A 21,207-nucleotide genomic window follows, 5' to 3' on the forward strand; every position below is an offset into this window, starting at 1 on the left:
TTACATTGTGAGGCCGTAATTTTCAATAATATAAAAATGAACAAGAGATGTGTTAAATGGATTTGATTTAATTAATAGTTGGTTCTAAGATAGAATAATCTTAATTAACCGATTCGGCAAACATACTGCAGGGCGATTAGCTCCCCGACGCGTCGGGAAGGTCGTGACATAAAAGCATATGTTTTACATTTACATCCTCAAAAGTGAAGTAGATGGCTCGTTCTACACCGGACAGTGCCAAAATATTCAGGAAAGAGTACTTCGACATAATAATGGGTATACAAAATCAACAAAAGCAAAAAGGCCCTGGCAAATGGTGTATCATGAATCTTACAAAACTCGAAGTGAAGCTATTATCAGAGAGATACAAATAAAGAAGATGAAAAGCCGTAAATACATAAATGAACTGATATACAACTTACCCGAAAGACAACCGCAGGGCGATTAGCTCAGGGGGAGAGCGCTGCCTTCACACGGCAGAGGCCGTAGGTTCGAAACCTACATCGCCCACCATTTACTTTTCCTTCATTGCACGGCAGAGGCCGTCCCGATACCTCGGGACATCGCCCACCATCTTTTTCCTTTTCGCAAGCAGAGGCCGTCCCGATACCTCGGGACATCGCCCACCATTTACTTTCCCTTCATTGCACGCAGAGGCCGTCCCGATACCTCGGGACATCGCCCACCATCTTTTTCCTTCATTGCAAGCAGAGGCCGTCCCGATACCTCGGGACATCGCCCAGCATAATTACAGCCTAAACAGATACAGACTTCAAGACCGCTTCCAGGATTTCCCAGCGCTTATACGCTTCAGCTATCTCTTCCTCGATCTCTTCTATCCGCGCATTTATCTCAGGTATCCTGTTTCCGTTCTGTTTGTAGAATTCAGGATCAGCGAGTGATTCATATAGCTTGACACGTTCTGTTTCCAAAGATTCTATCTGCGCGGGTAATTCCTCGAGTTCCTTCTTCTCCTTGAATGTCATTACACGCGGACGCTCCTGCTTCTGACGGGACTTCCCCTGCTTTGCGGATTTTTCCTTTTGTTCAGGAGTTGAGAGTTTGCGCTGTCTCAGCCAATCGTCATAGCCGCCAACATATTCTTCAACCCTTCCATCGCCTTCAAAGACTATTGTGCTCGTTGCGATATTATTGAGGAATTCCCTGTCGTGGCTCACGATAAGGACCGTGCCCTCATACTCCATCAGCATCTCCTCAAGAAGTTCCAATGTGTCTGTGTCAAGATCATTGGTAGGCTCGTCCATCACCAATACATTTGAGGGTTTTGTAAAGAGCTTCGCAAGGAGCGCGCGGTTGCGTTCTCCTCCTGAGAGATACTTCACCTGCGAGCGCGCCCTCTCCGGCGGGAATAGGAAATCGCCAAGATAGCTGATTATGTGCTTAGACTTGCCGTTGACCATAACATGGTCGCTTCCCTCTGACACATTCTGCATAACAGAACTCTCATCATCAAGCTGGGCGCGATGCTGGTCAAAATAAGCGACATTGAGATTCGTCCCCCTGCGCACAGAACCGCTGTGCGGCTTCATCTCGCCGAGCAGTATTCGGAGAAGCGTGGTCTTGCCGGAACCGTTGGGGCCGATGATGCCGACCTTGTCCCCGCGTATGATGCTCGCGGAAAAATCATTTATCACAGGAACGCCTTCGTATATATGCCCTATGCGCATTGCCTGAAAGACCCGCTTGCCGGACCGTTCAGCTTCGTTAAGGCTCATCGCAGCACTGCCAACCTCTTCACGCCTTGCGCTGCGCGCGTTTCTCATATCCTTCAAGACCCTCACGCGTCCTTCGTTGCGCGTGCGCCTTGCCTTGACACCCTGCCGTATCCACGCCTCTTCCTGCGAAAGCTTTTTATCAAAGAGCGCATTGTGCGTTGCCTCTGCATCAAGCTCTGCCTGCCTTCTTCTGAGATATGTTGCATAATCGCCGGGCCAATCCGTGACCCGCCCCCGGTCCAGTTCAATGATACGTGTTGCAAGTGTCTGGAGAAACCTGCGGTCATGCGTTATGAAGAGTATGGAGCCGCGGAAGCCGATGAGAAATTCCTCAAGCCATGCAATAGAGGTTATGTCGAGATGGTTTGTCGGCTCATCAAGGAGGAGCAGATCCGGCTCATTAACAAGCGCGCGTGCAAGCAGCACTCGCCTTTTATTACCGCCTGAGAGCTCAGACACCTGAGCATCAGGGTCAAGCCTGAGGCGGGAGATCACGGTCTCTACCCTCTGCTGTATCTGCCATCCGCCTGCAGACTCTATCAGGTGCTGGACACGTTCGAACTCTGCCATCAAGCCTGCATCTCCGCCATGCGCGAGCTTCACGCTTATTGAATGGTATTCTGAAAGCAGCTCGACCATATTGCCGAGCCCTGCTGAAACAACGTCGAATACCGTTCCAGACAGTTCCTTCGGCACTTCCTGAGAAAGTGAGGCTATCCTCACACCCTGTTCGTATATGACCCCGCCCGCGTCAGGTGTTATCTCGCCGGTGATGATCTTCATGAGCGTGGACTTGCCTGCCCCGTTCCTTCCGACAAGACAGACCCGCTCATTGCCGCTTATCTGAAGCGTCACCCCGTCGAGCAGTTCCGGGCCGCCGAAAGAGAGTTTTACATCCTGTAGACTGACCAATGCCACATATCACCTCAAAGAGAAATATTTTGTAGGGTTTATTATAACGGAAACGAAGATTGGGAATTCAGAGGTTCACAACATGCACAGAACAGGATATGCAGGGATCGTAAGCGCGTATCAGCGTCTCAAGCTCAGGTATTATATCCGCCTTCTCTTTCAGGAGCGCCTCTGCCATTATGCCAAGCCCCCGCTCCATCTCCGCGAGATTAAGCGCTGTTGGCGTGACTATATCACCTGCTGTGACATAGCCATTACTGTCAAAGGTATAAGAGTGAAGCAACAGCCCTCTCGGCGCCTCGATAGCAGCGACTCCCTTACTTGCCTGCGGAATGACATCAACAAGTATTCCTCCATCTTCAGGAATGTTCATCTCTAATAATTTATTGATAATGGCTGTCACTTCCTCCAGAAAGATCACTATCTCAAGACCGCGCGCGAGGTTGTTCATATAAACCGACCTGTCTTTGGCCACTCCAAGCCTCTCAATGAGATCAGCTGTACGCCCTGTTGGAAGAGAAGGTAAATTCAGCATCCTCGCAAGCGGGCCGACCATGAAAGGTTCATTCTCAAGGAGCGTATGTTTCGTATATGAAGGAGGCAGTGATGATTCATTTATCCTCTGCCAGAATTCCTCAATTCCCGTCAGCTCTGTAGCGTTTATTAATACATCGCTTCCGGAATTACCTGCAAGTGAAACCCAATTCTTAACCTGCACAAGTGATGATGACTTCATTGGAGGGATCTGTTTGAGAAATTCAGCTACAGCCTCTATCAGAGGTTCGGCCTTATCTTTTATTGCCTTGAGATCTTCACGCGACGGCACAGCGCTCATGCCGCCGACTATTGGAATTATCTGGTGGATCGCGCGGCCGCCCACAGCCTGCTGTATCTCATTCCCAAGCCCCTTGATCTTAAACCCGAGAGAGACGGTCTCAGGCATATCTGTGGCTAATTCTACAAAAGAGTTCTTGCCATAATAGTCAGGCAGAGCGAGCATAAAGAGATGAAGCCCGTGGCTCTGAAGCGACTCGCCGTGAAGTAAAAGCTCTCTGAGGAGTTTTGCCTCTTCACGGACCTTTACTCCGAAGGCAGACTCTATCGCTATGACTGAGACCACCCTGTGGGATGCCGCGCATATTGAGCATATCCTTGAGACTATCGTCGGCACATCATTGAAGTGCCTGCCGACTATCAGCTTCTCAAACAATCTCGGCGGAGTGAGCACATCAAGCTTTATAGACTCGAGCTTTCGGCCTTTTACATTGATCTTTATGTTTGCGTGGCCTTCGATCCTGGCTATCAATTCTTCGCTCATAGCCCTCGCTCCAGAAAAAGGTCAAACCTCTTCTTTATCTCATCTTCACTCAAGCCCATCTCCCTGAATATCTCAATGAGTGATTCCTTGTTTGCATCATCATAAAAGCCGAAACATCCGTCGCACGGCCTGCCGAGAGAAGGCTGCCTCGCACCGCATCCTGCTTTAGTAACAGGGCCGAGACATGCCGAACTTCTGTATCTCAAAAGGCACTCATTGCCCTTCATCTTGCACTCCATGCAGACCGAGTATGCAGGCACCTCAGGCAGAACGCCTTTAAGCAGATACCCGAGGCAGTGGAGAAGATACTTCTTCTCGATTGGGCATCCGGGAATGGAGAAGTCCACAGTGACAATATCCTTCAGCGGCCTTGGGAAGGTTATATCAAAACCTGCACCTGATTCAGGATAGACATCAGTTAACCAGTTCCTTCTATCTTCAGGCCCGCGCGCTATCACACCGCCTGTGCAAGCGCATGTGCCTATTCCAACAAGCTGTTTAACCTTTTTGCGGAGGGCTTTGAGAAATTCCTCATCCTCCATAGATGTCACAGCCCCTTCAACAAAGGCTATATCAGGGTCTTTGCCTGTTGACGGCATTGCAACATTCAGATGCACAACCTCTACAAGGTCAAATAGTTTAAGAATATCCTCGCCGAGATTTGTTATCTCAAGTATGTCGCCTGAGCATGATGTAAGCGAATAAAAGCCTGCCTTTGGTTTTCCCATATGATTTGCCTAAAATATCTCCGGAAGATTTATCGCATCCCAATATGTAAATATCGGCCCGTCGATGCAGGTGTACTTATGCCCTATGACGCAATGCCCGCACTTGCCCTCTCCGCACTCCATCCTTCTCTCAAGAGACATATAAATTTTCCCCTTTGAACAGCCGAGGCTGAGAAGTTTTTCAAGAACATATTTATAAAAACCGGGCGGCCCGCAGACTGCGACAGAAGTATCCATGAGCGGCATACCTGTCATATCGATTAAATCTGTCACGGAACCCACATGCCCTTTCCATGATTCATTATCCTGCGCGCTGTCAACAGTGAGCAGGCATTTTATGTCTCTTCTTAAGACCAGTTCACGCATCTCTTCGTTAAAGAGCAGGCTTGCCGGATTCTTCGTACCATAGACAATAGCAACCTCTTTAAAAGCTTCTCTCCTCCACAGCACATAACGTATCAAAGACCTTAGCGGAGCTATGCCGAGGCCTCCTGCAACTATAAGCAGGTTGCCGCCTCTCATTTTATCTACCGGATATCCATTGCCAAAAGGCCCTCGGATACCAACCTTGCCATTCTCTTCAAGGCTGTACAGAGCGGTGGTGACCCTGCCAGCCTTTCTCACGCACAGGTCTATGAAACCCTTTTCATCAGGCCCAGAGGTAATCGATATCGGAGCTTCTCCAACACCGAATATGCTGAGCATTACAAACTGCCCCGGCTGAAAGTGAAATTTCTCCCGCATCTGCTCTTCTTTAAATATGAATCTGAAGAGGCTGTGATTATGATCAAGCGCCCTCTTCTCTTCAAGCCTCGCTATCACAGGTATAAGGCTCATTCGCGTATCCTCCTTACAACCTCGACCATGTCTATGCCTGCCGGACAGGTCTCGCTGCAGCGTCCGCATCCTGTGCATGAGGCCTTCCCGTGCATCTCGCCGAACCCTGTCTCTTTATGCAGATACCTGAACCTGAACCTCTCAGGCCTTGTGCCGCGGAAATTGTGCCCGCCTGTTACAAGCGCGTAATCCTTGCGCATGCAGGCATCCCATCTCCTTATCCTGCAGCTGTTTCCTGCGATAACATCAGGAGAGTCATAGACATCAAAGCACTGGCATGTCGGGCAGACCATTACGCAGCTTCCGCAGAAGAGGCATCTCTTGCTGTATTCTTCCCATATATCATTTTTATACTCAAGCGTGAGAAGGTCAGCGAGATTGGTCGTATCCATTATGCGCGTGAACATCGAGTCTCTTATCTGTATCCTTTCCTTGTATTCAAGAATCTCTTCTTTGGTTGGTTTATTAAATAAGCCGGGAGAGAGCCTGAGCATGTCATCCCCGAGAGCAGTGCGCACGCTTACCATATAAACATCATCAAGAGTATAGAGAAAGATGTCATAAACGCTCTCTATGAAATCGGTATGCATTGATTTGCAGAGGCAGTATTTATCAGGCAGGCAGCTTAGCCCTATGAATCCAACCTTATCCCGCCGCCGCCAGTAAGATGTATCCCGTCCGCCGTATGAAAACGCCTTGTCCAAGATCTCAATACCGTGAAGGTCGCAGGGATGAAGCCCGAAGATAACGCTGAACTGCTCATCTTCATGAGATGCATCTATTCTGCACTCTTTATCTACAGAGAAGAGCTTCTCCACTGGCGGGAAGATTAACTTTTTTGGCGGGATGATGGTGCGGATAAATTCAAGACTTACCTTTGAAAACTCCGTATATTGCCTGAACGTATATGTTTTTTCCCCTTTCTGCTCGGGCACTATAAGCTTGTAACGCTTATCAACAGCATCGAGAAACTCCGGCAACCTATCTTTTTTTAAAGTAAAAAACAGCATAAATCAACAATCGCCTTTCAGCCGTTCATAAGATAATTCCAAGAAGAACGGCATGGAATATAACCTGCGGCATCTAAACTTATTTTATATTAGTTTCAGGATAAATCAAGAAGGATGCAGATGAATAAGGGTAGTGGGTCATTTTGAAATAATCAGCATCTTGTCATGCTTGACCGTTCATGCTATCATAGAAGCATGGAAAAGAAGAAAAGAAAACCAGCCGATATTAACATCCTCGCTAAATCCATCGTATCACAAGTAACAGAAGAACCCATGAGAGAAAAGAACCCTGCTGCTGTTGCGCTTGGCAGACTTGGCGGACTCAAAGGCGGTAAGGCAAGGGCAGAGAGCCTAACTGCTAAGAAGCGTAAAGAGATCGCACAGAAGGCTGCTAAGACTCGCTGGGCTAAGAAATAATTCTCAAACCCCACCCCAACTCCAACCTTGTTGCAACATTTCTATATTTATGGTATTGTAGTTATATCTTTGAGATATAACATAATCAACAAACTGATATACAAGGAGGTGGGATTGTGACTAACAGAACATTTGATTTAGTTGAGAAAGAAGCTGAATGGGAAGAAGAACTTCAAAAACTCAAAGTTGTAATAGCAAAATGTGAAGAGGTTATTAAAGAAAAGACTGAGGAACAACAAAATGCTCTTGATGAAGTAAAGGAATTGACTTATTTTATGCACGTTTTCAGGCAAAAATTAGGGGCTGATAAATCTGTTTTAACTAAGAAAACTGAAACCTCAGCGCAAAACAATACTATATCCAATGTGAGTTATACCGGGATGACATTAAAAATGGCTGTAATGAAAATCTTTAAAGCTGAAGTTCAAAGAAGATTTACTGGATCAGAAATAGCAGATATTTTGCTTAGGGGTGGCTACAAGGGCGAGTCACCTAATTATCGAACGATAGTAGACAACACATTGCGTAAATTGGTAGCTGCTGGGTCTATTGAAGTAGATAAGAGTAAGTTTAAGCATGAATTTAAATTAAAAGAGGAAAGCAAAATGAAAAGCTTATTAAACTAAAAACGGACAGTCTTGTAAACTGTCCATTAATAGTGATTCTCTGAGGCTAAAGTAAACTATGTGACCAAGCATCCATAGCTTACCACAATTCCGCCTTAAACTCAAGGAGAACACTCAATAGCACTCGATAGGAGAGTTATGTCTCATAAAAAAGACATAAAAATTAGGCATCCAATACGCTTGCCTAAGCCTAAGCGAAAGGTGGTTCTTCTTAGGTAGTTTCATGTTTCAAGATATGAGGGGGCTATAAAATGTCCCCTCATATTTATTTTAACAATATATAATTTTACCCTTGACAATGCTTGAGCGGTCAAGTATAATATAGGTATGAACAGATTGAAGCCAGATAAACAGAAGCAAATAATATCAGCCTTAGTAGAGGGCAACTCTATCCGTGCAACTTGTAGAATGACAGGCACAGCCAAAGGCACAGTATTGAAGCTGTTAGCCGATATAGGAACGGTCTGTGCTGAATATCAGCATGAGCATTTACGCAACCTTGAATGTAAACGTCTGCAATGCGATGAAATATGGTCATTCTGCTATTCAAAAGAAAAGAACGTGCCAGAGGATAAGAAAGGGCAGTTTGGATATGGTGATGTATGGACATGGACAGCCATTTGTGCTGATTCAAAGCTTGTTCCATCATTCTTTATAGGAACACGTGATCTTGAGTCTGCAAAGGTCTTTATGAATGACTTAGCCAGTAGGCTTAAAAATAGAGTTCAGCTTACTACAGATGGACACAAGGCATATGTTGAAGCGGTAGAAGAAGCCTTTGGCTCAGAAGTAGATTTCAGCCAGATAGTAAAGCTTTATGGCGTTGAAAGAATAGAAAAGGATAGCAAATATAGCCCTGCTAAATGTATCGGAGCAAAGAAAGTGAAAGTTAATGGTAGCCCTGATATTAAGGATGTTTCAACAAGCTATGTTGAGCGTCAGAACTTAACTATACGCATGAGTATGAGGCGGTTTACACGTCTTACAAACGCATTTTCAAAGAAGATAGACAACCTGCATTATGCGTTAGCCTTACATTTTATGCACTACAACTTTTGCAGAATACATCAGACATTAAGGGTTACTCCTGCTATGGCAGCTGGTGTTACTAATAAATTATGGGAGATTGAAGATATTTTAAATTTGTTAAATTTAAACTGACCCACTACCTGAATAAGAAAATCCTTGACAAGACTAAGAGATTGAAGCATAATTCCAATAACTCGATATAATGATATTTCCTTATGGAAGTAAATTAAATAAAATGGAGGTGTAATATGTACAAGAAAGTATTCTTAGCTCTTATCTTCTGCTTCTCCTTAGCCATGCTTATCACTCCTGCAGCTTCTGCGTGCGATGACCCTTATCAGATCATTGCGAATATGAAAGGTGACATTAGCAACGGGGTTGGCAGCCGTACCATCAGAACCCGCCTGAATGGCCAGTTGGACAGTTGTGAAAAGAAGGTTCCGGGCGCTCAGCAAGGAGACATTAGGTCAGAAAACTATGCCATTAGATATGTTGAGCAGTTAAAGATGTACATTCAGAAGTATATGAAAACAAATGATATTGGCGGAGAGGAAGGAGATGGCCTGCTTCAACAGGCTGATGATCTCATAACTGCTATTACCTGCGTAGACTGCAATAAAGATCTCACGGTCTTTGTTTCAAGCAACTCCTACTACGGTGACCTGAACGGTATAACCGGCGCTGACCAAACATGCCAGGAACTTGCTGATGATGCAGGGCGTAGCGGAACATACAAGGCATGGCTGTCAACAAGCAGAGGCTACAGCCCTGCAGATTCCTGGGACCATTCAGACCAGAACTATGTATTAACTGACACCGAAACAATAATTGCTTACGACTGGTATGACCTTACCGACGGACAGTTAGACAATTCGATCTGGCTCAATCAATATGCTGAGGCACAAAGCAATGACGTCTGGACAGGGACAGACACCGCTGGCTATCCTGCCGGCAGTTTTGGTGATGCATCGGAATTCTGTAATGACTGGACAAGCGATAATAACGAAGCCGTGTATGGTCTTTCATATTATACTTCGTATGAGTGGACTGATTACAGCTGGGATGATTGTGATTACGATTATCATATTTATTGCTTTGAGCAGGTGGATCCAAGGTGGGATGCAAGGTGTAATCAAGGGGAGTAATTGATTATTTGACAAAAAGGCCGGCAGGGCAAATATCCTGCCGGTCTTTTTTATTTGTAACCGCTCAATGTTGGGCAGTGTATAAAAAAGCATAGTTACCGAAACCCCATCAATCCTGATGTATCTCAAATATTTCATTAAAGTCATCAGTCAGTTTCTTGAAAGCCTCCATGAGATCAGGGTCAAAGTGTTCCGGCATCGTCCTGCCGTCGCCTATGGTTATTATTTCAATTGTTTTCCTATGGTCAAAAGCAGGTTTGTAAGGACGCCTGCTCCTGAGCGCGTCATACTGGTCAGCAATATTCATTATCCTGCCGGACAACGGGATATTATCCCCTTTCAGGTCATTGGGGTATCCTCCTCCGCTCCACCGCTCGTGGTGAGAGATGGCTATCTCCGCGCCCATGTTGAGAAAGGGCGATTCCGCGCCTTTGAGAATATTTGAGCCGATCACTGTATGGTTCTTCATGATCTTCCATTCAGCCCCGGTATGCTTGCCCGGTTTCAAAAGAATAGCATCAGGTATGCCGACCTTTCCGATGTCATGCATAGGCGCGGCATAAAAGATATTCTCTGTAAAATCCTTATCCATACCCATCTTTTCAGCGACCAGCTTTGTATAGTACCCCACCCTTCTGATATGCGCTCCTGTTTCGTCATCCTTGTACTCAGCGGCAATAGTAAGCCGCTGCACAGACTCTATGTAGCTGGACTCTATCTTCTTGTGCGCCTTCCCAAGGCTCGCAAAGGCCTCTGACAGCTCCTTTGTCCTTTCCGCAACCTGCGCTTCAAGAATAATATTATGCTCTTTCAGAAAGTCATGGTATTGCTTTATCTCAAGATTGTTCCTGACGCGCAAAGCCACTTCCTCTGAATCGATCGGTTTTGTCAGAAAATCATTTGCGCCTTTTGATATGCCGGTCAGTCTGTCCTCTCTGGAATCAAGAGCTGTCACGATTATTATCGGGATATGTTTGGTAAGATCATCGGCCTTGAGCTTTTCAGTTGCTTCAAACCCGTTCATCACAGGCATCATTATGTCCATGAGGATCAGGTCAGGCATATGCTTTAACGCCATTGCAACACCTTCCTCACCATTTCCGGCAGTCAATGTCTCATAGCCGAGATGTTCGCAGAGAGTGTCAAGAAGTTTCACATTCCTGGCTTCATCATCAACGATCAGTATCTTACGGCTTTTCTTTTCAGTCATATTTATTCTCCATGTGAATATTTATCAATGATTGAAATAACCTCATTTACATCTATGGGTTTGGCTATATAGTCGTTAATGCCTGTCGCAAGAAATTTTTCCCTGTCGCCTTTCATCGCATATGACGTTACGGCAATCACCGGAATACCGGCTGTCTCAGCTTCTGACTTAAGTATCTTTGCGGCCTCGATCCCGTCCATTACCGGCATCTGGATATCCATCAAAATGAGAAGAGGTTTACTCTCTCTTGCAAGCCGGACACCCTCTTTACCATTATCAGCCTCAACTGTTTCATACCCGTGGCTCTCAATGATAACCTTTAAGAGTTTACGGTTTTTTTCGTTATCATCAACTATAAGGATCTTTTTCATCACTTCCCTCCGGTCAGGGGAAGGGTAAATATAAACCTGCTTCCCTTCCCTATTTCGCTCTCAGCCCATATCCTCCCGCCGTGAAGCTCAACAAACTGTTTGCAAAGGCTCAGCCCCAGTCCTGTGCCTGCGTATTTCTTTGTATAAGATGTTTCAATCTGCTGAAACGGCTGAAAGAGCTTTCCCATGTCTTCAGGGGCGATGCCTATGCCTGTGTCGGTGACGGAGATTTCTATTAACTCCCGACCCCCCTTAACTTCCCCCCTTAGTAAGGGGGGACTGAGGGGGGTGTCCTCTATCCGCCGGGCAGAGACATGCACGCTTCCCCCGTCCGGCGTAAACTTCATCGCGTTGCTCAGCAAATTAAATATCACCTGTTTTATCTTCCTTTCATCTGCTGTGATATTCCCAATATTCTCATCAATATCTGATGTCATCTTTATGCCATGCTTCATAGCTTTTTCCTTGAACATCACAAGGCTTCTTTCAATTAATGCCCTTAAGTCGAATGCAGAAGGCTCAAGTCCCATCTTGCCTGCCTCTACCTTCGAGAGATCAAGAATGTCATTTATCAGACTGAGGAGATGGCTGCCGCTATCTTTGATATCAGTGGAGAATTCTTTCTGCTTCTCTGTCAGAGGGCCGGCAATGCCGTCTATCATCACCTCTGAAAATCCTATGATCGAATTAAGCGGCGTGCGAAGTTCATGGGACATATTCGCGAGGAAATCGGACTTTGCCTGGTTTGCCGACTCTGCAGCCTGCCTCGCCAGTTCGAGCTCTGACGTCCTCTCCTTTACCTTATCTTCAAGAATTGCCGCATAGGATCTACGCTCTTCTTCAAGTTTTTTGCGCTCAGTGATGTCCCTGAATACCACAACAGCGCCGACAAGCCTGCCTTCCTCTGTGACCGGGGTGCTGGTATAATCAACAGGAAAACCGGAGCCGTCCTTTCTCCAGAACAGATCATTATCAACATGGTGCGTGGCGCCGTCTTTAGATGCCGCATAAATAGGACATTCTTCCGCAGGATAATCGGTCCCGTCAGGCTTTCGATAGTGAACTAAAGAGTGTATATGTTTCCCGAAGAGTTCTCCTGCATCCCATCCTAACATTTTTTCAGCAGTTGCATTGATAAATGTGCAGTTGCCCTGCAGGTCCACCCCATAGATCCCATCGCCTGCACAGTTCAGGATCAGGCCATGCTGGTTTTTCAGCCGTTGAAGTTCTGAAATATATCTTTCCATCTCGCTCGCCATCTTGTTGATAGACAAACCAAGATCTCCAATCTCATCGCTTCTGCCGTATTCCTCCACCCGCGCAGCAAGGTCGCCCTTTTCTATTTTGTTCACGGCTTCAGATAATTTCAGTATCGGCGCGACTATCCTTCTTGTTGCAATCCATGTGATTATTATCAGCGAAAAAACGATGATGAGAAAGCCGACGAAAAACATCGTATTTCTCGCAAGATAGATATTCTTTAATGCCGCTGCTTCAGGGATTTCATAGATTATTGCCCAGTAGCGGCTCTTGTTCATCGGATCAAAGAATATCTTTTTAAAGCCGTCCACATGGTGGTCCTCTTTATGATACTTAGTAAGACTGTCCAGAGACTTCATCTCATCTAAAGATTCATGCATCACGTTCTTAACTGTATAGTCAAAGCCAAGATCAAATCCAAACTCCTTTGACCTGTCAGGGTGGACGAGGAAAGCGCCATCCTGGTTGATGACATATTTTCTTGCCTCGCCGGCTGCTGTCCTGATATTTGAGAAGATGGCTTCGGCAAATACATTGATGACCACAACACCCCTCACCCTTTTTTGCGCATCATAAACCGGGGTTGCTATCCTGAAGACAGAGGTATGGGGTATTTGTATCACACCTTCTTCGCGATTCAGGTTGACATCTGAATAATAGACCTCGTTCTGCCTGAGCTTCATGGTCTCAGCGAAATAGAGATATTGCGCCTTGTTCTGAAGCTCTTTCCGTGGGATTATCTTTATTGTGTCGCCGACCAGGTCGGCGCGTATGATCTCGTTGCCTTTTTCGTCAAGATAGCGAAGCTGGAAATATTCAGGATGATATTTCAGAAATGCACCGAATATCAGTTCGAGGCGCGCATACCAATGTTCAGTCTTATCTCCTGTAAGCGGGTCTATCCCGTCATTATCCCTTGCCCTGATGATCCCCTGTACAGGCGGAGTTGCTGAAATGACCATCAGGTCATCCTTTGAACTTTTTACAAAATGCTCGATCTCCATTGCATCTTTTTCAATATTCTTTCCGGTTGATTCTAACAATTCATTAACTGCAAGGGTCATTCCCTGATAGTAGGTTGTCCCTCCCATAATGAGGAGGGCAAATGTCAGGAGCGTCCCCAGCCCGAGAATGGTCTTTGCTTTAAGCCCGAATTTCATCTTGTTAAAAATCATTCAATTCCCTTTTTAATTAAAAAATCCTGAATTCTTTTAATATGCGCACCCTCATCAAAGTGCAACTTCTGAAGTTTCAATATGATCTCTGAATCCGACTCTCCTGTCATTTTATCATGCAGATAGCTTTCACCAAGGGATCTCTCCAGCAATAACGACATATCCAATGCCTTTTTCAGTATTATGTCTCCGGATTCAATTTCATTTGCAATATTATCGGCAATTTTCAGACTCTCTTTAATATGGAGCACAGACACAGGCACAACCGTCTCCTGACTCAGTTTATCGCCCATAACATACGTCCTGGCAACTTTCAGAATAAGAGCATGGTTCTCCTCTTCAATAGCAAGCTCTCTGAAGAGGCTTTCAGCCTCGGGGAACAGCCTGCTTAATGCCCTGTATATGCCGGCGCATTTATTCTCAAGTTCAATGCATGCCTCCAACTCTTCATATGAACTCATATTAATACCTCCTTAACCCTTGCTCTCTTCAACTTCCCATTGTCTCACCGGTATTGTAAAGATAAATTTTGAGCCCTTCCCAACCTCGCTCTCAACCCATATCTTTCCGCCGTGAAGCTCAATAAAATCTTTGCAGAGTTTTAATCCAAGCCCTGTGCCAGCGTATTTCTTTGTATAAGATGACTCAAGCTGCTGAAACGGCTGAAAGAGCTTTCCCATATCCCCAGGGGCAATGCCTATGCCTGTGTCTGTGACGGAGATTTCGATTAACTCCCGACCCCCCTTAACTTCCCCCCTTGGCAAGGGGGGATCGAGGGGGGTGTCTTCTATCCGCCGGGTGGAGATGCTCACGCTTCCCCCGTCCGGAGTAAACTTCATTGAATTGCTTAAGAGATTAAATATTATCTGCTTTATCTTTCTTTCATCTGCTGTGATGTTTCCAATATTCTCATTCACCTCTGATGTCAGCTTTATAGCATGCTTCATCGCTTTTTCCTTGAACATCACAAGGCTTCTTTCAATCAATGCCCTTAAGTCGAATTCAGAAGGCTCAAGCTCCATCTTGCCTGCCTCTACCTTTGACAGGTCAAGGATGTCATTTATCAGGCTGAGCAGGTGCCTGCCGCTGTCTTTGATATCAGTGGAGAATTCTTTCTGCTGCTCTGTCAGAGGGCCGGCAATGCCGTCTATCATCACCTCTGAAAATCCTATGATCGAATTAAGCGGCGTACGAAGTTCATGCGACATGTTGGCAAGAAAGTCGGACTTCGCCCTGTTCGCGGCTTCAGACTGAAGTTTTGCATATTCAAGTTCCGATGTTCTCTCTTTTACCTTCTCCTCAAGCTTCTCACTGTATTCTTTAAGCTGAACCTCAGATCTCTTCCTTTCTATCATCCCTGCCAGTGTGTCAGCTACTGCCTGCAAAAACTCAATCTCACTTTTTTCCTGCCGGTGGCCTTCCTGTAAATAAATCACGACAACCCCCAACACCTTGCCCATGGACAGGATCGGGACATTATAATGTCCGTGAGGAGCTATCCCGTCATAACTGTTTTCATGACGCTCATCCAGGCAATCAGCAAATTGTATCTGCTTGCTTGCCGCTGCCCGGCCGCAGAGACATCTTCCAAAGGGAACTCTTGCACAGATCTCCTGTATCGGGGCACTGAATCCCCTGCTTGCGGTAAGCACCAGCACCTCAGGCTCATCTTCAACAATAAAGATACCGCCTTTGGGCATAAGGGGGAGAAATGGCACAGAAAGGATCACATCAATTGCTTTCCCCAGCAGTTCATTAAGCGGGGCATCTTCCAATGAAATATGAAGGAGTGAATTCAATACATTCTGAATCTCGTAATTTTTATTAAGCTCATCCTCAGCCTCTTTCAGCGCTGTTATATCCTGAACCGTTCCTAACCCTTTTATGGCAATACCTTCTTTGTTGAACTCTATTTCAGCGATCTCCCTCACCCACTTTATATTACCGTCAACAAATACTCGGTGCCTGATATCGTAAAGTTTTCCTTTGAGAGCGGCAGTCCATGCCTTATCAAGCAATTCCCTGTCATCAGGATGAACAATATCAAGAAAGCACTTATAGGACAAGGTAGCTTCCATGGGTATCCCGAATATGCGGTAAGTCTCTTCAGACCAGAAAAGTTCGTCTTTTAATATGTCCAGATACCAGCTTCCGGTATGGGCAACTGACTGAGCCCTCTTAAGACTGGCTTCGCTCTCACTTAGAGCATCTTCCATCTTCTTCCGGGCTGTGATCTCACGCGATACCCATACAACCATCCTTGATTCACCCGGCATGATAAGAGGAGATGTCCTGCCTTCAAACCATGTCTTCCCTGCCTGGACATCGAGCGAATACTCAAGTATCTGCGACTCATTGGTTTCAATCGTCTTCCTTATAGTCGAAAGAAAGAGGTCAGCGCTCTCTTTCGGCAATATCTCATGGAGCAGCCTGCCTTTCAGCTTCTCGGTCTCCGCATAGAGCAGGGCTTTTTTATCAGGGAGTGAAAGCACTTCTATATAGCGGCCGTTCTCGTCCAGAATGAATGATATGTCAGGAAGGGCGCTGGCAAAAGCCTTCAGCCTCTCATCGCTCTTCTTAACCTTCTCCAGCATACGGACATTATTTATTGCAAGAGAAACAATAGCAGTAAAGGAAACTGCCAGGTATTCATCATCTTTGTCAAATTCTGTCCCTCCGGATTTATTTGAACAATAGAGCCTTCCAATAACCTCATCATGCAGAACAACCGGCACACCCAGAAACGTCTTCATCGGGGGGTGGCCGGGAGGGAATCCTATAGATTCAGGATGTTTTGATATATCAGGGATACGCACCGGTTTACCCTCTCTCAATAAATAACCGAGAAGCCCCTTTCCCTCAGGCAGGCCGTGCTCTCTCTTCATACGATCAAAAATATCAGGCGGGATGCCTGAAGGCACAAAATGTTCGTATCCCCCCTCTTTGTTCAAGATGCCGATCACAGCATATTCTGCATCCAGCAGTTTACAGGCGCTGTCAGCTATTTGCTGAAGAAGAATATCAATGTCTTGAGCGCTGATGACCTCTTTAGATGCGGCATAAAGACTGTTCAGATTATTTATAAGTCTTATATTCCGGTCAAAGGTCAGATCAAGTGTCCCGGCCATATGATTGAAACTTTGCGCAAGATCTCCCAGCTCATCTTTACTATCCACAGCCGCAGATACATCATAGAACCCTTTCTCAATCTCCACTGCCATTTCTTTTAATCTTAGGATCGGGACAACTAACTTCCTCCTGACATAAACAGCCATTACTATAAATAGCACAATGGAAAAGCCGATAATGCCAAACCGCAAGTCTCCGTAGAGCCTGAACTCAAACTCATAATTTTCAACGAGCCGATTGACAAACGAGTCAATGGTATCAATACATCTCTTGCTTCTGATATCGTATGCTGCCTGAGCGCCCTCCTCCCCTTTCAGCACCTTGTCAGCAGTCTCTATGATCATGGGCTTCACCTCTGACTGCCATTTAGAGACAAGATCATCTAAAGGGAGAACCAACGGCTGGTGAGTCAGGGGGGCGAGCCCTGAGCTTTTATCCCCGTATTTAACATCATTGAACGTCTTTTCTATTTCCGCGATCTTTTCTGCGATGACGATCTCAATTGTCCGGCTGCGCTCCAAGCCCTCTTCATGCCCTGCCCTGTTAAAGAGCCAGGCTATCTCTACCATCTTTAATCTCAGCGAACCTGCGGCATTGATCCTCCTTGCCTCGCTATGTAAATGTATGGTGAACCAGAATGACGCAGCAGTGAATGCTGTCACTATGAAGAGGAAGATTGAGCCGATGATGATGTATTTTGAGGTGAGAGATCTTATGTTCAGCATTGCCCCCAAATAAAAGTCGTTCTAATCCGGCAGTTAAAAAAGAATATTATGGCGAATATGTTACAGCCATATAATAACTATACAATAAAAAGGGGGGAATTCAAAAAAGGCAACTCATATAGAGAAAGGGCTATTGGAAACTTAAGGAGAATTATTCTTTTGACTTCTCTAAAAAACTCTCAAGATACTCTTTGAACTTCTCAGGAAAGAGCCATCTGATGCCGAGCTTCTCAGCCCATTTTATCGCGCCCTGGTCAGCAGTCACAAGCACCGCGTCAAGCTCTTTTGCAAGGAGTATGAGGTCAACGTCTTCTTTGCTGTCAAGGATGCCTTCTCTGAGCGCCTCCCTGTAGCCCTTCCTCATAGTCTGTATTATCTCCCGCTCATCCATCTTGCCCGCGCTCTTTACGGCAATCTCGGCAACCCTCAGCCCCTTGTTTATCCTCTGCCTCATATCTTCGATAAGCTCATAGAGAAAGAATGCCGGGGTGGTCAGCTCGTGTTTGCTCGGCGATTTTTGATGAATAACTGCAAGGAGCGCTCCGGGTATCTGCTTCTTGTCCACAAAGTTCAGGAGTTCGTTAAAGATAGATGACGGCATATAAAACTCAAGCGACGGGATCTGCTCTGCCATGCGCAGAAAGTTTTCCATAGCCTCGGTAGGCGAGTTTCCAAAGTGATTGCGCACATCAGGATTCACAAAGAGGCTTGTATCAAGGACGAGTCTCTCTTTTTTATTTTTTACAGGCGCCATTCAGATCAAAAGCAAGCGTGTTCCAGCTCTTACATTCAGGGCACCTGCCTGCCCATTTTTTGGAGGTATATGCACACTTTGAACAGCAGAAAGGTATGACGATCGGTTTATCTACCTTAAGAGCCTTCTTGAACTCTTCTGCAGCCTGTTCGTACTGCGAGCGCCTTTGATAGATATTGCCGAGCAGCACATGTATATCAGGAGAATCAAAAACAGAGAAATCGATATTGTTTAAAGTCTGAAGCGCGTCATCTATCATCTCAAGGCGGTAGTACAGCTTTGCAAGGAGAAACTGTATCCTGGGGTCTGCCGCGTTCTTTTCAGCAGCCTCCATATAAAAGTCTATGATCCTGCCGGGCTCGCCAATGGAGAGAAATAGGTCCTCAAGCCTCGCAAGGAATACAAGTGATGATGTTGTCTGATAGCCGTTAATAAGTATATCTATGGCATCATCATCCTGATTCTCTTCAAGGCATGTCTCTGCGAGAGCGATGTGAGCCGCTATAAAATCCTTGTCAGCCTTGATGATCGATCTCAGTGCCTTTACCGCTTTATCCGAATTACCGGCTGTGATCTGCTGGCGGCAGAGTTCATATCTATAACCGAGAAGCGTATCCTCCTCATTGATTATCTCATCAGCAGACAGGTCGCCCTTGAGTATCTTGCCCTGGACATCTATCACGTCATCCCACCTTCTGGTCTTATCAAAGATATCCCTCTTCTTGCGGAGCGCCATAAGGTTGCCTTCGTCAATATCCAGCACCCTGTTAAGATATTTCAATGCATCCTGCCATTTCTGTTCTTTCTCAAATACCCTTTCAAGAGACATCAGGGTCTCAATGTCCCTCGGCTTCAGGGCAGCGGCTTTGGCATAATAGTCCCTGGCGCTGACAAGGTCGCCCTTTTTAAAATAAACATCTCCAAGCCTCAAAAAGGCGTTCGCATGCTTTGGCTCCTCGTCATTTATGCGCTTAAGAAGCTCGGCAGCCTCATTAAGCCTTGAGGCATGGAATGCGTTCAGTCCCTTTGCGTAGTGCTGCTCTATCTTCTGTTCTTCCTTTTGGCTGCGCTGCTCCTGCCAGTTATCGATAAAACGCTTTGCATCCCTAAAAATTGTCACAATAAACATTGAGAAGAAACCAATCGCCGTTGACATGAGAATAACGGCGATAATGGGGATATCTTTAAAGGTGGTTCCCTGCCAGACGGTCACTGAGACAGTGCTGCTGTTCAAGAAAGCCAACATGCCTAATGCGGAGATGAAGATCAAAATAAACAGAATTATTATCTTTCCCATTCTATTTCCCTAAAAAACATTAACCTTTGAAAGATATCCTCGGCGCATCCATCCAGAGCTTTTCAAGATCGTAGAATGACCTGGACTCCTCATTGAATATATGAATTATTATATCACCGTAATCCATCAATACCCACTGGCCGTTCGCCATCCCCTCTATGCCCATAGGCTTGATGCCGGCATTTGTTTTAAAGTCCTGCTCTATAGCCTCGGCTATGGTCCTTATCTGGACCGGGTTCTCCCCTGAACAGATAACAAAATAGTCAGCGAATGCGGTGAGGTCTGAAAGCTGAAGTATGATGATATCTTTGGCCTTCTTGTCAGAAGCTGTCTTTGCCGCCTCAACAGCCCTTTCTTTAATGATCTTGTCTATGGAAGTTTTACTTTTTTTCAATTGATGTCCTTACAAAGAGTACGCCTCAAACCGCTCATTATTTGCAGGTTCTCACTCTTCAGTTATTATTATTTTTATACAGGTTATGCAAAATTATATAGGATTTAACAGATTCAGGCAAGAGGCTCGCAGTATCCATGCCCCTGCTTATCGCCTCTCTGATATGCGATGAAGAGACATTCACATCAACCACCTTGCAGAGGATGGTCTCCTTTTCTCCTGAGGCAGCAAGTGCGAATACTCTTCTTTCACCCCTGTCAAGCTCATCCAGTATATTTTTTGAAACTCGTTGCAGATACGGTGATGATGACAGTCCGGCAAATGAATAGCCCGGCCTTGAGATCACAACCACATTGACCATTGAGAAGAGCCGTTCCGTCTCTTTCCACAGCGGCATGTCCCTGAACGCGTCTATCCCGATTATTAAAAATAGGGCCACGCCTTCCACTGCCAATTTCTCTACCGTCTCGATCGTATAAGATTTCCCCTCTCTTCTAAGTTCAATATCTGAGGCCTCAAATTCGGGATGTCCGGCGATCGCCGCCTTAACCATCTCAAACCTATGGCCTGCTTCTGCAAGTCCGGGTTTATTAAACGGCGGGCTGCCTGCAGGCACAAAGATAATCTTATCAAGTGATAGTACCCTGAGGACTTCTTCAGCAGTCTTCAGATGGCCATAGTGAACAGGATTGAACGCGCCGCCGAATATACCGATCTTCATGAGTTGTGAATTTTACCTTTTAACTTTTATTGAATTTGATAATTTGTAAAACCGCTAAAATGTTTATGGTTAGAAATAAACTGTCAAAGGAGAGGTTTATTGCTCCTTTGAGCTTGGATAGCGCCAGTAGATATATTAACGCATATATCATTGCGCCGCCTGCAATCAATCCAAGCATATTACCGAGGCGATTTTGTTTAAATAATAAATAGGCAGTTAGAAAGTAAATAGGAATAAAAAACATATCGGGGTACATCAATGTATTGTAGGCTTCTTCAGGGAAAGCCTCGGGGCGAACCCATGTGCCATTTATAACAGCGCCTACAGCGTATGCCTGAAATATGCCCCAGGCAAAGAACCAAATTATTGCTATCCACGGTTTTTGTTCTTTTGTGTTCATTTTTTCTAACCTA

General features: G+C 45.6%; 20 protein-coding genes and 1 tRNA gene. 6 read left to right on the plus strand and 15 right to left on the minus strand.

What is annotated here, in order from left to right; all coding sequences use genetic code 11:
- The first annotated feature begins 178 nt into the window (after positions 1–178).
- Positions 179–448, plus strand: a complete 270-nt coding sequence (locus Q7U10_04170; protein MDO8281807.1) for a GIY-YIG nuclease family protein — start codon at positions 179–181, stop codon at positions 446–448.
- Positions 439–513, plus strand: a tRNA-Val gene (locus Q7U10_04175). The genes Q7U10_04170 and Q7U10_04175 overlap by 10 nt, the downstream gene beginning before the upstream one ends.
- 242 nt (positions 514–755) lie before the next feature.
- Here Q7U10_04175 and Q7U10_04180 read toward each other — a convergent pair.
- The 5 genes from Q7U10_04180 to Q7U10_04200 form a co-directional block, all read right to left on the minus strand.
- Positions 756–2,654 (minus strand): ATP-binding cassette domain-containing protein, encoded by a 1,899-nt coding sequence (locus Q7U10_04180; protein ID MDO8281808.1) that lies wholly within the window; start codon positions 2,652–2,654, stop codon positions 756–758.
- A gap of 61 nt (positions 2,655–2,715) precedes the next feature.
- Complete coding sequence (locus tag Q7U10_04185; GenBank protein MDO8281809.1) at positions 2,716–3,966, minus strand: Ni/Fe hydrogenase subunit alpha; 1,251 nt, start codon at positions 3,964–3,966, stop codon at positions 2,716–2,718.
- Entirely contained in the window at positions 3,963–4,694 is a 732-nt protein-coding gene (locus tag Q7U10_04190; protein MDO8281810.1) for a sulfhydrogenase 1 subunit delta, read from the minus strand. The genes Q7U10_04185 and Q7U10_04190 overlap by 4 nt, the downstream gene beginning before the upstream one ends.
- 9 nt (positions 4,695–4,703) lie before the next feature.
- Complete coding sequence (locus Q7U10_04195) at positions 4,704–5,531, minus strand: FAD/NAD(P)-binding protein (protein ID MDO8281811.1); 828 nt, start codon at positions 5,529–5,531, stop codon at positions 4,704–4,706.
- Positions 5,528–6,541: a 4Fe-4S dicluster domain-containing protein gene (locus Q7U10_04200; GenBank protein ID MDO8281812.1), complete on the minus strand. Its 1,014-nt coding sequence runs from the start codon at positions 6,539–6,541 to the stop codon at positions 5,528–5,530. Before Q7U10_04200 ends, Q7U10_04195 begins: the two co-directional genes overlap by 4 nt.
- 165 nt (positions 6,542–6,706) lie before the next feature.
- Between Q7U10_04200 and Q7U10_04205 the strand changes: the two genes are divergently transcribed.
- From Q7U10_04205 to Q7U10_04220, 4 genes are all read left to right on the plus strand, one after another.
- Positions 6,707–6,958 carry a hypothetical protein gene (locus tag Q7U10_04205; protein ID MDO8281813.1) on the plus strand — a complete coding sequence of 84 codons (252 nt, stop codon included), beginning with the start codon at positions 6,707–6,709 and terminating at the stop codon, positions 6,956–6,958.
- A 116-nt stretch (positions 6,959–7,074) separates the two neighbouring features.
- Positions 7,075–7,584: a hypothetical protein gene (locus tag Q7U10_04210; protein MDO8281814.1), complete on the plus strand. Its 510-nt coding sequence runs from the start codon at positions 7,075–7,077 to the stop codon at positions 7,582–7,584.
- A 327-nt stretch (positions 7,585–7,911) separates the two neighbouring features.
- A complete protein-coding gene (locus Q7U10_04215) occupies positions 7,912–8,745 on the plus strand; it encodes a DDE-type integrase/transposase/recombinase (protein ID MDO8281815.1) in 834 nt (277 codons plus the stop codon).
- A gap of 116 nt (positions 8,746–8,861) precedes the next feature.
- A complete protein-coding gene (locus tag Q7U10_04220; protein MDO8281816.1) occupies positions 8,862–9,758 on the plus strand; it encodes a hypothetical protein in 897 nt (298 codons plus the stop codon).
- 109 nt (positions 9,759–9,867) lie between these two features.
- On the opposite strand, the gene Q7U10_04225 is transcribed toward Q7U10_04220, so the two are convergent.
- The 10 genes from Q7U10_04225 to Q7U10_04270 all read right to left on the minus strand — a co-directional run bounded on the left by Q7U10_04225 (position 9,868) and on the right by Q7U10_04270 (position 21,194).
- Positions 9,868–10,968 carry a response regulator gene (locus Q7U10_04225; GenBank protein ID MDO8281817.1) on the minus strand — a complete coding sequence of 367 codons (1,101 nt, stop codon included), beginning with the start codon at positions 10,966–10,968 and terminating at the stop codon, positions 9,868–9,870.
- Positions 10,969–10,970: 2 nt separating this feature from the next.
- Positions 10,971–11,339 carry a response regulator gene (locus tag Q7U10_04230; GenBank protein MDO8281818.1) on the minus strand — a complete coding sequence of 123 codons (369 nt, stop codon included), beginning with the start codon at positions 11,337–11,339 and terminating at the stop codon, positions 10,971–10,973.
- Positions 11,339–13,774, minus strand: a complete 2,436-nt coding sequence (locus Q7U10_04235; GenBank protein MDO8281819.1) for an ATP-binding protein — start codon at positions 13,772–13,774, stop codon at positions 11,339–11,341. Before Q7U10_04235 ends, Q7U10_04230 begins: the two co-directional genes overlap by 1 nt.
- Positions 13,771–14,235: a hypothetical protein gene (locus Q7U10_04240; protein MDO8281820.1), complete on the minus strand. Its 465-nt coding sequence runs from the start codon at positions 14,233–14,235 to the stop codon at positions 13,771–13,773. The genes Q7U10_04235 and Q7U10_04240 overlap by 4 nt, the downstream gene beginning before the upstream one ends.
- A 12-nt stretch (positions 14,236–14,247) precedes the next feature.
- Positions 14,248–17,628 carry a GAF domain-containing protein gene (locus tag Q7U10_04245; protein ID MDO8281821.1) on the minus strand — a complete coding sequence of 1,127 codons (3,381 nt, stop codon included), beginning with the start codon at positions 17,626–17,628 and terminating at the stop codon, positions 14,248–14,250.
- Positions 17,629–17,779: 151 nt separating this feature from the next.
- Positions 17,780–18,382 (minus strand): RNA ligase partner protein, encoded by a 603-nt coding sequence (locus Q7U10_04250; GenBank protein ID MDO8281822.1) that lies wholly within the window; start codon positions 18,380–18,382, stop codon positions 17,780–17,782.
- Positions 18,363–19,679, minus strand: a complete 1,317-nt coding sequence (locus Q7U10_04255; GenBank protein ID MDO8281823.1) for a tetratricopeptide repeat protein — start codon at positions 19,677–19,679, stop codon at positions 18,363–18,365. The genes Q7U10_04250 and Q7U10_04255 overlap by 20 nt, the downstream gene beginning before the upstream one ends.
- 19 nt (positions 19,680–19,698) lie before the next feature.
- On the minus strand, positions 19,699–20,073 hold the full coding sequence (gene rsfS, locus Q7U10_04260; GenBank protein ID MDO8281824.1) for a ribosome silencing factor: 375 nt from the start codon (positions 20,071–20,073) through the stop codon (positions 19,699–19,701).
- Between the two features lie 58 nt (positions 20,074–20,131).
- Positions 20,132–20,794: a nicotinate-nucleotide adenylyltransferase gene (gene nadD / locus Q7U10_04265; protein MDO8281825.1), complete on the minus strand. Its 663-nt coding sequence runs from the start codon at positions 20,792–20,794 to the stop codon at positions 20,132–20,134.
- 19 nt (positions 20,795–20,813) lie between these two features.
- Positions 20,814–21,194, minus strand: a complete 381-nt coding sequence (locus Q7U10_04270; GenBank protein ID MDO8281826.1) for a hypothetical protein — start codon at positions 21,192–21,194, stop codon at positions 20,814–20,816.
- Positions 21,195–21,207 lie beyond the last annotated feature (13 nt).

Source organism: Thermodesulfovibrionia bacterium, from assembly GCA_030646035.1.
In the GTDB taxonomy this organism is placed as follows: domain Bacteria; phylum Nitrospirota; class Thermodesulfovibrionia; order UBA6902; family UBA6902; genus JACQZG01.